Below are 12,276 nucleotides of genomic sequence, written 5' to 3'. Positions count from 1 at the left end.
AACCCGAAAGAAGCCCATGCTCCGTCGCAAACTCTCCCTCGTGGCCGCCGGCATTGCTGGAATCAGCCTCACCGCTACCGCAGCTTTCGCCGCCCCGGCAGTCTTCAAGGACCTCACAGATCCCAAGCCCGGCACCACGGTTTCGAACCTGCCGGCCGGACAGGACAACCCCATGATTGCAAGCGGGGTGGCAATCGGTGCGAACACCCCGATGTACAAGACCAGCGGACTGGGACCATCCGCGCTTAACACCGCTGCCCCCGCGGGCAGTGAGCAGCGCTACGTGGACACGGCCGTCTTCCCGGGCGGGGCCCTCCCGCCCGGTGTCACCATCACTGAGGCGCAGGGAATCAACGTCCTCCGCAGGATTGGCGAGAACCTCGCCCAGGCAGGATTGGATTACGACGACGTCATCACCATGCGTGTCTTCCTCCAGAACCCTGCCGGCGCAGAAAAAGCGGACTTTGACGGCTGGAACCGTGCGTACCGGCAGTACTTCGCCAACACCAGCCTGTCCGACGGCTCCACTTTCAAGGTTCCGCTGGGCTCGGCTGCGCCCGCCGAACCCTTCGTCAGCAATGCAGCCCGGCCCTCGAGGTTTGCCCTCGAGATCGAGAACCTGCCCGTGAACGGATGGCTCGTTGAGGTGGAAGTGGACGCCGCGTACCCTGCTCCCGGAGGCAAATAGCAGATAGCAAAAAGGCGTGGACCGCGGCCCTGGTGGGCTGCGGTCCACGCCTTATTCCGTGTACCAGACTTCTTATACGAGCCCGGGGTAGCTGGCCAGGATGTAGTCGGCGGCAGCCGGGCCCTTCATCCTCAGGCCGTTGCGGCCCGGAGTGATCCGTTGTTTCATAGCGTCCCAGAAAGCGGACTCCCGGCCCGGCGCCTGCTGATTGATGAAGCACCAGCTGGTGTACAGGCCGTAAAGGCGGTCATCGTCGAGGCTGTGGTCGTAGGCCCGGTCAAGCTGGGTGGCTTCCTGGAGGAAAATATCGAACTGCGAATGTGCCATGACGGCGTCCCTTCGCTACGTGCGCGATTGCCGCCGTTCGGCTACAGCAGCGTTAACATCCAAGCCGTGCACAAGGCAGTGGTGTTTTGATCGATCCTTAGGGGAATCGAGGGCTTCAAGGTGGGTCAACACCTCATCTACACTGTAGACTTTAGCCGTAGACTACAGATACGGCAAGCGTCTGGAATTACTTTCAGGCCCCGCTTGCTGCCGGCTCCAGAATGGAAAACTCATGTCCTCGCCCAAGACCCCAGGCACGAAAGGCCGCGACCACAAAGCGAGGTTGAGCCGGGATGTGGTGCTCGCTAAAGCCTTGGAAGTAGTGGACGCGGAGGGCCTGGATGCCCTCACCATGCGCCGCCTGGGGCAGGAACTGGAGCGGGATCCGATGAGCCTGTACCGCTATGCGGAGAACCGGGCGGCGCTGCTGGATGGCGTCTCGGAGCTGGTGCTCAACGAGCTGCCCATCCACCCCGAGGACCCCGACTGGAAAGCCCAGCTCCGTCACATCGCACATAACCTGCGGCGGCTGGCGCTCCAGCACCCCAATGTCGTACCCCTGCTGGTGACCAGGCCGCTTTCCACGCCACTGGGGCTAAGGCCCCTGGGCACGCTGCGCCCGCTGGAGCAGATCCTCTCCCTGCTCATTGGCGCCGGCTTCAGCCCTGCCGACGCCCTCCACGTCTACCGCGCCTACTACGGGTTCCTCTATGGCCACATTCTGAATGAGCTGCAGGAATTCGTTGTGGACCCGGAGGAGAACGAAGTGCTGCTTCGGCTGGGGCTGCACCGGCTGCCATCAAAAGAGTTTCCCCGGCTCCGTGCCCTGGCTCCTGCGCTCGCCGAATATGATGGCGAGCGGGAACTGGACCAGGGCATCACGATCCTGCTGTCGGGCCTCGAAGCCCAGTTGACCCTGGAACCCCACGCTTCTTCCGCCTAGTTGGCGGGAGCGTCGCGGGCAGCTACTCGAAGGAAGCCCGCCGGCGGTCAGCGGTGCGGGTGTTCCAGACGTCCGGCGAGTTCACCTTGAAACGGCGGCCGGTCATGGCCCGTGCTGACAACCTGATGTAGTGGGCTTTCTCGCCCGGCTGCCATGGTTCCAGGCCCAGGCTGTCCACGGCATCCTTGTCCGCCTGGTCCTCGATGATCTCGGTGTCCCCGCGCACCACAACGCTCCAGGCCTCTTCGGTGTGCGGATCGTAGCCGTCGATTTCGAGTGCAGCGGGCCTTTCGGATTTCGCGTTCCACAGCTTGGTCACCCCGGAAGTGCGGAAGACGATGCTCCGGCGGTGGACCACGTAGTTGACCGGGAAGATCTCCGGATGGCCGTCCAGCACCAGGCCAAGGCGGCCCAGGGTGTCGCCCTCCAGGAGGTCCCAGCACTCATCAAACGTCAGTTTCCCGGTTACCTGTCCGTCAGCAGTCATGAACCATACCCTACGGCTCCTGCCCCCAAGAGGACCATGGGGCGGGAAGTGAAAACTGCTATCCGATGCCCGCGAACAGCTCGTTCAGCTCAGCGGTGAGCTCCTTCTGCACCGAGGGCGTGCCCACCTCTTTGCCGTCAATCCGGTTCACCGGCGCAAGCATGCGCACGCTGGAAATGAGCCAGACCGCGTCGGCATCCAGCAGGTCCTGGGGCTCCAGCGGGCCGTACCCCAGTTCCCAGCCAGCCGCTTTGGCCGCAGCGAACAATGCACCCTGAGAGGTGCCGGCCAGGATGCCGCTGTCCAACTGCGGCGTGATCAGGCGCTTCACCGACGCGCCGTCGTCGGACGTTTCCACGTGCGCCATGAGCACTGTAGACGTGGGGCCCTCCAGGACCCGGCCGTCGGAGGAGATGAAAATGACGTCGTCCGCGCCCTGCTTATGGGCGTGGCGGAGGGCTGCCATGTTGACAGCGTAGGAGAGCGTTTTCGCGCCGAGCAGCAGCCACGGGGCGCGCTCGGCGACGTCGCTGTCGTAGCCGCGGTCCAGGAGGATGACGTCGATGCCCGCCTCGCGCTGGCGGCGCCCGGCCGCCCCGACAGGAGAAACCTGGACCCAGGAGGTGGGGGCTGAGGCGCCCTCCACGCCGCGGGTCACCACCAGCTTGACCACCAGTTCGTTGCCGGCGCCGGAAACGGGCGGATGCTGCGTTTGGTGTTCGGCCACGGCGGTGGCGACGGCGCGGCGCCACTCCTCCTCGGTGGGAATGGCGAGGTCCAGCGCCACCGCGGAACCCGCCAGGCGGTCCAGATGTGCTTGAATCTTCCGCACGCTGCCGTCCACTGCAAGCATGGTCTCGAAGATCCCGTCGCCGCGGGTGGCGCCCTGGTCCGTCACCAGCAGCTGGGGCCTGGTCGCGTCGGCCAGCCGGCCGTCCGGGAAAGAGGGGTCGAGGAATACGAGAACCACGGAAGCTGCAGAGGTCATGGCTCCAGCTTAGTGTGACGTCGCGCGGATAAGCTGGGCAGAGTGCCCCGGCTGGAAACCGTCCGCCGGCAGCCCGTCTCCCGGGGGTTATTCACGTGTTGTGGCCATTTTCGCTTGCCGGTTCCGCGCCGACATGGATCGTGGTGCTGCTGGCTGTCGCCGATCTGGTGATCAGGGTGCTGGCCGTGGGCATCATCCCCGGCAACCGGCGTCCCACCACGGCGATGGCCTGGCTGCTGGGAATCTTTTTCGTCCCGTTTGTGGGCATCATCCTTTTCCTGCTGTTCGGCAATTTCCAGCTCTCCAAGCGCCGCCGGGAGCAGCAGCAGCAGGTCAACGAGAGGGTGCGCGCCGGGATCTCGTCACTTGCGGACGTGGAGAGCGACTACCCGGGCCCGGAATGGGTGCGGTCCGCCGCGGAACTGAACCGGAGGCTGGGTTCGCTCCCCATGGTGGACGGAAACTCTGTGGACCTCATCCCCGGCTACCCCGATTCCATCCTGCAGATGACGGAGGCGGTGCGGAAGGCGAAGAAATTCGTCAATGCCGAGTTCTACATCATGAGCACTGACCACATCACCAATGACCTGCTGACCGCGCTGGAGGAGGCGGCCGAGCGCGGCGTGGAAGTCCGGGTGTTGTTCGACCACATCGGCACCCTGCGTGTCCAGGGCTACAGGAACCTCTTGAAGCGGCTCAGGGCCGGCAAGATCCAGTGGAAGCGAATGCTCCCGCTCCTGCCCATTCACGGCCAGTGGCGCCGACCCGACCTGCGGAACCACCGCAAGATCATGGTGATCGACGGCGAAATCGCCTTCACCGGCTCGCAGAACCTGATCGAGCCCTCCTACAACAACCGGCGGCACCGCAAGGCAGGCCGGGAGTGGGTGGAGCTGATGGCCCGCCTCCAAGGGCCGATCGTCACTACCCTGAACGTCGTCTTCGCCACCGACTGGTTGAGCGAAACTGACGAGTCCCTGGAACACCAGCTGCAACTGCCGTCCAACCCGCATCCCGGGAACGTCACCGCACAGGTGGTCCCCAGCGGTCCGGGGTTCATCACCGAAAACAACCTGCGGCTTTTCAATACCCTTATCTACTCCGCCCAGCACCGGATCTCCATCTGCAGCCCGTACTTCGTCCCGGACGATTCGCTGCTCTACGCCATCACCACGGCTGCCCAGCGCGGCGTGGACGTGGAGTTGTTCGTCTCCGAAAAGGGAGACCAGTTCCTGGTCCATCACGCCCAGCGTTCGTACTACGAGGCGCTGCTGGAGGCCGGGGTCCGGATATACCTGTACAAAGCTCCATTTGTGCTCCACGCCAAGCACTTCACCATCGACGACGAAGTGGCGGTCCTCGGTTCCAGCAACATGGACATGCGCTCCTTTTCGCTCAACCTCGAGGTGTCCGTCATGCTGCTGGGCGCCGACATCGTCACCAAGATGCGCGCCGTGGAAGACACCTACCGGGACATCTCGCACGAGCTCAGGCTGTCTGACTGGCTCAACCGGCCGCTGGCGGCCCGGTACGTGGACAACGTGGCCAGGCTGACGGCGACCGTTCAGTAGGCCGCCCGGGAGGCTCAGTCCTCCGGGAACCCCGCGCCCAGCGATGAGAGGACCCCGAACGCCTTGGTCCGGATTTCGTCGTACTCCTCGCCGGCGTCGGAATCGGCAGTGATGGCGCCGCCGACGCCGAGGGTCAGTTCCGCGGTTCCGTCACCGCCGTCGCGGATCACCAGCGTCCGGATGGCGACGGCGAGGTCGGTCGCGCCGTTCAGCGAGAAGTAGCCGACGGCGCCGGAGTACAGCCCGCGCGCCTCGCCTTCCAGCCGGTCCAGGATGGCCATGGTGCTGATCTTGGGTGCGCCGGTCATGGAGCCTGCCGGGAAGCAGGCCGCCACTGCCTCAGCCCGGGACGAGCCACGCCGCAGCTGCGCATCGATAGTGCTCACCATCTGGTGGACGGTCGCGTAGCTTTCAATGGCACAAAGCCTGCTCACGGTTACGGAACCGGGGACCGCAAAATGGCTGAGGTCGTTCCTCAGCAGGTCAACGATCATGATGTTCTCGGCGCGGTCCTTGAGGGACGTTTCAAGCTCTAAGCGCAGCCGGGCATCTGCCGCCGGATCTGGGGCACGGCGGCGCGTGCCCTTGATTGGCTCGGCCCGCATGCCGCCGTCGGACGCAATCTTCAGGAACCGCTCGGGCGAGGTGCTGGCCAGCGTGAGCCCGGCGAACCGGAGGTAGCTGGCAAAGGGTGCCGGGTTCCTGCGCCGCAGGGCAAGGTAGGTCTGCCATGGGTCCAGCTCTGCGGCCGGAACCCGGGCCGAGAGTGTGGTGGTCAGGCACACTTCGTAGGTGTTTCCCTCGGAGATTTCGTGCTGTGCGGCGGCGATTTTTGCCTTGTATTCAGCGCTGGTGTCCCGGCTGCGAAACGCTGGCGGATATGAAAGTACGACGCCGCTGCTGCCGCTGGCAGCCCCCTTGGAACCTGTAGCAAGTGCTGAGGCAGCCTGGACTGCGGCCCGCGCGTCCCTGAACCATTCGTCCGCATCCGGAACGTCCAGGGCCAAAAGCCAGGCGGTACCTGCGGCATGGTCCAGAACCACTGCCCTGGCGGCAAAGATCAAGGCGGCGTCGGGGGTGGGTGCTGCAAGATCTGTGCCGCCGGTTTCCCGCTTGAGCTCGTACCCCAGGCAACCCAGCCAGCCCAACGTGAATTCGCCGGGGTAGCCGTCGGGAGTGTGGACCGTTGCGCCTCCCCATACGGTGTCCAGCCAGCGGAAGAAGGGCCCTTCAATGGTGGCGGTGGCACCGCCTGCGTGGATCAGGCTTTCGCCGGCGCGGTGCGTCACGCACTGGCCGGACAAGCCGCCGTCGTCTGCCAAGATGCTGAAGCGATTGCGCTCCCCAGCTGCGAACCCGGACTGGTGCGCCGTAGTCCCGGCGGCGGCGCCCGTATTGGAGGAGTCCAGCCAGACTGCGTTCGATGAGCTGCCATAGAGGGCGTCGAACAGTGCGGCGGCTTCCGGGCGCAGGTTGAGGCATTCCGCGCGGAGGCTCAGGTCGCGTCGGGCGGACAGTTCGGGGGAGAGGGCCGTGGCCAGCGCGGGAAGGTAGGGAAGGAGCTGGAGGACGTCGGCGGGGGCGGCGCCGTCTGCGCGGTTCAGGACGTGTACATCAGCGTGGCCCGGAACGTCGTCGCCGCGCAGCCACTCCTCTTCCTGCGCCGCCCATTGGTCCCAGAACGGTTCGTAGGTTCCGCCATCACGGTCCAGCGCGCGCGTCCGGCGTACGTCCTCGGGCGAGTCAGCCCAAATGACGGCACTGAGGAAGGGCCGGGCAGCGGCGGCAGCGGAACCCACACCCTCAACGATGACGATCTCGGCGGGCAGCGTAACGCGGGCGTCGCCGTCGTAGTGTTTCTCCCAGTCCCAGCTGACCCAGGCAGCCGCCTCGCCGCGGCTCAAGGGTGCAAGCACGGTGGCGACGTAGCGGTCCACGCCGGCCATCAGCCCATTCCAGCCCGGGTAGATGTCCTCGAGGTGGAACAGCGAGACCTTGTGGTGCGCTCGCAGCCGTGCCGCCAATTCTACGGCGAGTGTTGTTTTTCCTGCGCCTGAACGCCCGTCGACGGCGATGATGACGGGGGCTGGGCTCATGGATTAGAGCGTACCTTCATCCCCTGCAGGGCTTTCATCCGCGCTGGAGCTGGGCGCCTTGGAGGACGGCCCCCTTGAGATAACCCACCAGCCCGGGCAGTGCGGCGTGGATCTGGTGCCAGACGGCGTCGAAATCCGCGTGGCCGCCGTACCAAGGGTCCTCGATGCCCTGGTCCAGCAAGTCTTTTTCAGCCAGCCGGGGATCAAAGCTCCGTAGCATGCGGATTTTGTTCCTGGACTCATCGTCCGGCGCGGACTCGCTCAGCCATGCATAGTGGTCGATGTCGAGCGCCAGGATCAGGTCGCGTTCACGGAACCACGCGGGCTGCCATTGCCGGGCAACATGCTTGTCCGAGAAGAGCTGCGTGGCGTCCAAACGCCTTGCCGCCCTCGGGTCTATCGGCCGGCCGGCCTCATATCCAGTGGTGCCCGCGGAATCCACGGCTACCAGGCCGTCCAGCCCCTCGCGTTCAAGGGCCGCGGCGAGCATCAGCTCAGCCATCGGTGACCGGCAGATGTTCCCGGTGCAAACGGCAATGACACGGTATGGGCTCGACGTTGAGTTCATGAAACTAAGCATGCGCGCTAATGGACCCTGTTGGCTAGCGCCGGATTCACAAAGGTTGACTGTTTTGTAAAGAAGCTGTGTTTTGGCGTCACATGAGTGCCTGGGAGCGTCCCGAACACCAGGGCCGGTCAGTGGAGGAATGCCAGCAGGATTCCCACGGCCACAAACAGCACGCCAAATGAGCGGTTGAGGACCAGTTGGCCCCGGGCGCTGTGGGTGAAGCGCTCAAAGGACCTGGCTGCGGCCGCAAAGAAGAACCACATCACCAGGATGTCAATGGCGACAACCGTTGCCGCCAGCACTGCGTATTGGGCCAGGAGGGGCTGGTCCGGCCGGATGAACTGGGGCATAAACGCGAGGAAGAAGACGATGGCCTTCGGGTTCAACAGGTTCACCCAGAGTCCCCGCCGGAAAATGGACCAGGCCGGCTCGTCCTTCAAGCCCGCAATCTTCTCTTGTTCAAGGTCCGGCTTGCTGAGGAACTGCCTGATGCCCAGATAGACGAGATATGCCGCTCCTGCGTAGCGGATGACGTTGAAGGCTATTGGAGAACCCGCCACCAGAACGCCTACGCCCAGTGCCACAATCACGATGTGCACCACCAGCGCAGCCTGCTGCCCCAGGATGCCCCAGATGGAGCGGCGGAAACCGGCGGTCAGGGAGTTGCTCATGGTGTTGATGGCTCCGGCGCCAGGGGTGAAACTGATCAGGGCACCGGCGCCGGCCAGGGCGAGCCAAAGGGAGAATTGCACCAGCCAAGTTTAGTGGCAGTTCCCGGCATGTGCTCACTGGCACAAAGAGTCCGCCGGTATGTGGACAACGACGTGAATCCTATGCCCGGGCGATGACTTCGCCGTTGGGAATCAGGAACCAGCCGTCGTCGGTGGAACCCCAGCGGTGCCAGCCGGCGGAGATCCTGGCTAAATCGGCGGGATTGGCGAAACCGTATTCCAGTGCCTGCTCCGCGAAAGCCGAATGCAGCACGCGTTCGCCCCAGACGCGGGCCTGCCAGCGGCGCTGCTGCCCCGTGGCGTAAAGCCAATTGCTGCTGGTGGGTGCGACGTCCGTGAACCCGGCCGACTGCGCCCAGCTCACCAGCCGCCGCCCGGCGTCGGGCTCAGCCCCGTTCCTGCGTGCGATCCGCTGGTACAGCTCCATCCACTCGTCCAGTTCAGGGATGGCGGGGTACCAGCTCATGCCGTGGAAGTCGGCGTCGCGGACGGCAACGATGCCACCCGGCTTTGCAACCCGCCGCATCTCCCGCAGCGCCTCCACCGGGTCGGTGAGGTGTTGAAGCACCTGGTGGGCGTGCACGACGTCGAACGTCTCGTCCTCGAAGTCGAGGTCGTAGATATTGCCCGCCACGAACTCCACGTTGGAAATATCCCGCTCGACGGCGAGGGCTTTGGCCTGGGCGATGATGTCCGGTGAGCGGTCCAGGCCGGTGACTTTTCCGGGGTTGACCAGAACGGCGAAATCGCAGGTGATACTGCCCGGGCCGCAGCCGACGTCGAGCACTTCAGAACCGGGCGCGAGGTGTGGCAGGACAAATGCCGCGGAGTTCTCTGCCGTCCTGGCGGCATGGGCGCGGACCACCGACTCGTGGTGGCCGTGCGTGTAAACGTCGTCTTCGGGCTGCTGCGCACTCATAACCAAACGCTACCCCCAACCTACTGGGGCCCGCTGGACGATTCTTCCCGCGCGGCCACCGTGGCTTCCACCATGGCTGTCATAAACAGGGTCACCGTTTCCAATTCCTCCCCGCTGAAATCCGCCATGGCACTGCCCATCCGGCGCGAGAGGGGAGCGAAGATGGCGCCGCCGTCCTGGAAGGCCTTGGGCGTCATGCGAAGGTGAACCTGCCGCCGGTCGGAGCTGTCCCGCTCCCGCACTACGTGTCCTGAGCTGTCCAGCCTGTCGATCAGGGCCGTGGTGGCAGGGGAGCTCAGGTTCAGCTCCTTGCGCAGGAGCCCGGGTGTGACGGTGCCCCCGTTCGCGGTGTGCCGCATGATGACCGCCAGCGCGTTCAGGTCTGTCCGGTGCATGTCCTTGCGTCCACCGGCGGTGTCCACATAACGGTTGGCCTCGAGGGTGAATTCCTGAAGAAGCCGTACCAAGGGGTGGGGTCCCCCGCCTGCCGGCGAACCGGGGGCAGCGGAGGTCTCCTCGCCTGCCATGTCCACCTCCAAGAATTTGTGCTCCAAGCGGCAGGTTCCCCGCCACAGCGCCGGGGGCGCCGCTGGACCGTACTGACGGATATTACTTCAGCTGTGCCGGTACCCTCTTATCCGGCCACGGGAAAAAGCTAGTAAGGCTCTTATCTCGATGGTGGAGATACTCTAGTATGGAACCAATTCTACTCCTGATAGCTGCTCGGAAGGCATCATGAAATCCCACCCCCACGCCAAGGAACGCGTTCCGTTCTGGCTGCGCTGGCTCCTCCCCGTAATCCTCGTGTTGACCTGGCTGGCGCTCGCCGGGATCGGCGGACCCACCTTCGGACGGCTCGAAGAGGTCTCCTCCAATGACCAGGCATCCTTCCTGCCGGCCAGCGCCGAGGCTACTGCCGCCCAGGACTGGCAGGCGAAATTCCGGGACTCTGATGAGGTTCCCGGCGTGATTGTCCTGGAAAGCGACGAAGGCCTCACTCCGGCCCAGTTGGGCGAGGCCGCGTCCCTGCTGACGGAGCTTGAGGGCCTGGGGCTGGGCAGTGCGGTGATTGGTCCAATTCCGTCCGAGGATGGCAGGGCAGTCCAGTTCATTGCGCCCATCGATTCCTCGATTGAGATCAAGGAGGCTGTCCAGGAGTTGCGGAATACTGTTGCCGAGGCAGCGCCCGAGGGAATGCGGACCTATGTCACGGGTCCTGCCGGCCTGGCTGCAGATCTCACAGCAGCTTTCGCCGGCATCGACGGCATCCTCCTGTTGGTGGCGCTGGCCGCGGTTTTTGTGATCCTGCTGATTGTCTACCGCTCGCTGTTGCTTCCGATCATGGTGCTCCTGACCTCAGTCTTCGCCTTGTGTGCGGCCATCCTGCTGGTGTTCGGCATGGCCAAGGCCGGGTGGATCCAGCTCAACGGCCAAAGCCAGGGCATCCTGTCCATCCTCGTCATCGGTGCCGCCACGGACTACGCCCTGCTCTATGTAGCAAGGTTCCGGGAAGCCCTGACCCACACCACCAACCGCACCGCCGCCGTGCTGACGGCCTGGAAAGCCTCCTTCGAGCCCATCCTCGCGTCCGGGGCCACCGTGATCATCGCGCTGCTGTGCCTGCTCTTTTCGGACCTGAACTCCAACAAGGCGCTGGGTCCCGTGGCAGCTGCCGGGATCCTTTGCTCCCTGTTTGCGGCCCTGACCCTGCTGCCTGCCTTGATGGCACTCCTGGGCCGCGCGGCGTTCTGGCCCTTCCGCCCGAAGCTTGCCCCCGAGGACGAGCGTGAGCCGGAGCTCATCACCGGGCTGGAAGGCCAAAAGGGGCTATGGCGTGCCACGGCTTCACTGGTTTCGCGGCGTCCCCGCATCGTCTGGGTTGCCTCGGTCCTGCTTCTGCTGGCCGGTTCCGCCGGCGTCCTTCAGCTCAAGGCCAACGGGGTGCCGCAGACTGAAGTTATCCTGGCGGCGTCCAACGCTGTGGACGGCCAGGACGCCCTGGCGCGCCATTTCGATGCCGGCAGCGGAAGCCCCGCCGTCGTGGTGGTGGATCAAGGCAAGGCGGAGGAGGTTTTGGAGAGCGTGAAAGCTGCCGACGGCGTCGGAGAGGCCTACTTGTTGGCGCAGGGTTCCGTGCCCATCACCGGAGCCCCCGGCGCTCCCGACGTCCGCGACGGCAAGGTGCTGATCAATGCCACGCTGAACTCCGCCGCGGATTCGCTCGAAGCGGAGGAGTCCGTGAAGGCCCTGCGTGAGGAGGTGAAGGCTGTGGACCCGGGCGCGCTGGTAGGAGGTGTGACCGCCACGGCGCTGGATACCAACACCACTGCGCAGCGGGACCTGGTGATCATTATCCCGGTTGTCCTGGTGGTCATCCTCTTCATCCTGATGCTGTTGCTTCGCTCCGTGGTTGCACCGGTCCTGCTGGTGCTCTCGGTGCTCCTCTCCTATGCGGCTGCCATGGGTGTCTCGGCGTTTGTGTTCAACAATGTCCTGGGCTTCCCCGGCGCGGACGCCACTGTTCCCCTGTTCGGCTTTGTGTTCCTGGTGGCACTCGGCGTGGACTACAACATCTTCCTGATGAGCCGCGTTAGGGAGGAATCCCTGAAGCACGGCACCCGGCCCGGCATCCTGCGCGGCCTTGGCGTCACGGGCGGTGTGATTACCTCCGCCGGCGTGGTGCTGGCAGCGACGTTTGCCGCCCTGGGCGTCATTCCCATCATGTTCCTGGTACAGCTGGCATTCATCGTCGCCTTCGGGGTGCTGCTGGACACCGTCCTGGTGCGTTCGCTGCTGGTGCCCGCCCTGGCGTACGACATAGGTCCGCGGATCTGGTGGCCGGGCAAGCTGGGCCGTCAGGAGCTTGAAGAGCGTCCGGGCCAGGCTGATGCCCTGTTGGCAGAAACGCCTGCTGGATAGACTGCAAATGCGCCCGCATGGACGCGGAACTCAAAGGAG

Annotated in this window: 12 protein-coding genes; 4 read left to right on the top strand and 8 right to left on the bottom strand. The window is 64.7% G+C overall.

The annotated features are described in order from the left end of the window. Positions 1-16: 16 nt before the first annotated feature. The gene (locus tag M1D32_RS18635) at positions 17-688 is read left to right on the top strand and encodes a Rid family hydrolase (RefSeq protein ID WP_458780099.1); all 672 of its coding nucleotides are present in this window, start codon (positions 17-19) and stop codon (positions 686-688) included. A 72-nt stretch (positions 689-760) separates the two neighbouring features. Here M1D32_RS18635 and M1D32_RS18630 read toward each other — a convergent pair whose 3' ends face one another. Next, the gene (locus M1D32_RS18630) at positions 761-1,015 is read right to left on the bottom strand and encodes a hypothetical protein (RefSeq protein ID WP_458780098.1); all 255 of its coding nucleotides are present in this window, start codon (positions 1,013-1,015) and stop codon (positions 761-763) included. Between the two features lie 232 nt (positions 1,016-1,247). Here M1D32_RS18630 and M1D32_RS18625 point away from each other — a divergent pair, with 232 nt between their 5' ends. Beyond that, positions 1,248-1,958 (top strand): TetR/AcrR family transcriptional regulator C-terminal domain-containing protein, encoded by a 711-nt coding sequence (locus M1D32_RS18625; RefSeq protein WP_458780097.1) that lies wholly within the window; start codon positions 1,248-1,250, stop codon positions 1,956-1,958. 22 nt (positions 1,959-1,980) lie between these two features. Here M1D32_RS18625 and M1D32_RS18620 read toward each other — a convergent pair whose 3' ends face one another. After that, positions 1,981-2,445: a pyridoxamine 5'-phosphate oxidase family protein gene (locus tag M1D32_RS18620; RefSeq protein WP_458780096.1), complete on the bottom strand. Its 465-nt coding sequence runs from the start codon at positions 2,443-2,445 to the stop codon at positions 1,981-1,983. A 58-nt stretch (positions 2,446-2,503) separates the two neighbouring features. Next, a complete protein-coding gene (locus M1D32_RS18615; RefSeq protein WP_458780095.1) occupies positions 2,504-3,433 on the bottom strand; it encodes an aminodeoxychorismate lyase in 930 nt (309 codons plus the stop codon). 98 nt (positions 3,434-3,531) lie between these two features. Here M1D32_RS18615 and cls point away from each other — a divergent pair, with 98 nt between their 5' ends. Next, entirely contained in the window at positions 3,532-5,004 is a 1,473-nt protein-coding gene (gene cls / locus M1D32_RS18610) for a cardiolipin synthase (RefSeq protein WP_458782232.1), read from the top strand. A 14-nt stretch (positions 5,005-5,018) separates the two neighbouring features. On the opposite strand, the gene pabB is transcribed toward cls, so the two are convergent. From pabB to M1D32_RS18585, 5 genes are all read right to left on the bottom strand, one after another. Then, positions 5,019-7,100: an aminodeoxychorismate synthase component I gene (pabB, locus tag M1D32_RS18605; RefSeq protein WP_458780094.1), complete on the bottom strand. Its 2,082-nt coding sequence runs from the start codon at positions 7,098-7,100 to the stop codon at positions 5,019-5,021. Positions 7,101-7,134: 34 nt separating this feature from the next. After that, the gene (locus M1D32_RS18600; protein WP_458780093.1) at positions 7,135-7,668 is read right to left on the bottom strand and encodes a low molecular weight protein-tyrosine-phosphatase; all 534 of its coding nucleotides are present in this window, start codon (positions 7,666-7,668) and stop codon (positions 7,135-7,137) included. A gap of 128 nt (positions 7,669-7,796) precedes the next feature. Continuing rightward, positions 7,797-8,420, bottom strand: a complete 624-nt coding sequence (locus M1D32_RS18595; RefSeq protein WP_458780092.1) for a LysE family transporter — start codon at positions 8,418-8,420, stop codon at positions 7,797-7,799. Between the two features lie 79 nt (positions 8,421-8,499). Then, positions 8,500-9,318: a methyltransferase domain-containing protein gene (locus tag M1D32_RS18590; protein ID WP_458780091.1), complete on the bottom strand. Its 819-nt coding sequence runs from the start codon at positions 9,316-9,318 to the stop codon at positions 8,500-8,502. 20 nt (positions 9,319-9,338) lie between these two features. Continuing rightward, positions 9,339-9,845 (bottom strand): MarR family winged helix-turn-helix transcriptional regulator, encoded by a 507-nt coding sequence (locus tag M1D32_RS18585; RefSeq protein WP_458782231.1) that lies wholly within the window; start codon positions 9,843-9,845, stop codon positions 9,339-9,341. Between the two features lie 208 nt (positions 9,846-10,053). Here M1D32_RS18585 and M1D32_RS18580 point away from each other — a divergent pair, with 208 nt between their 5' ends. After that, positions 10,054-12,237: an MMPL family transporter gene (locus M1D32_RS18580; RefSeq protein ID WP_458780090.1), complete on the top strand. Its 2,184-nt coding sequence runs from the start codon at positions 10,054-10,056 to the stop codon at positions 12,235-12,237. Positions 12,238-12,276 lie beyond the last annotated feature (39 nt).

The sequence above is a fragment of the Arthrobacter sp. D3-16 genome (genome assembly GCF_054408515.1).
The sequence above is the reverse complement of the archived record's forward strand: the minus strand, read 5'-3'. Positions and strand labels throughout refer to the sequence as shown.

Coding starts and splice junctions, on each gene's coding strand:
- M1D32_RS18635 (WP_458780099.1), top strand. CDS start 17: ATGCTCCGTCGCAAACTCTCCCTCGTGGCCGCCGGCATTGCTGGAATC.
- M1D32_RS18630 (WP_458780098.1), bottom strand. CDS start 1,015: ATGGCACATTCGCAGTTCGATATTTTCCTCCAGGAAGCCACCCAGCTT.
- M1D32_RS18625 (WP_458780097.1), top strand. CDS start 1,248: ATGTCCTCGCCCAAGACCCCAGGCACGAAAGGCCGCGACCACAAAGCG.
- M1D32_RS18620 (WP_458780096.1), bottom strand. CDS start 2,445: ATGACTGCTGACGGACAGGTAACCGGGAAACTGACGTTTGATGAGTGC.
- M1D32_RS18615 (WP_458780095.1), bottom strand. CDS start 3,433: ATGACCTCTGCAGCTTCCGTGGTTCTCGTATTCCTCGACCCCTCTTTC.
- pabB (WP_458780094.1), bottom strand. CDS start 7,100: ATGAGCCCAGCCCCCGTCATCATCGCCGTCGACGGGCGTTCAGGCGCA.
- M1D32_RS18600 (WP_458780093.1), bottom strand. CDS start 7,668: ATGAACTCAACGTCGAGCCCATACCGTGTCATTGCCGTTTGCACCGGG.
- M1D32_RS18590 (WP_458780091.1), bottom strand. CDS start 9,318: ATGAGTGCGCAGCAGCCCGAAGACGACGTTTACACGCACGGCCACCAC.
- M1D32_RS18585 (WP_458782231.1), bottom strand. CDS start 9,845: ATGGCAGGCGAGGAGACCTCCGCTGCCCCCGGTTCGCCGGCAGGCGGG.
- M1D32_RS18580 (WP_458780090.1), top strand. CDS start 10,054: ATGAAATCCCACCCCCACGCCAAGGAACGCGTTCCGTTCTGGCTGCGC.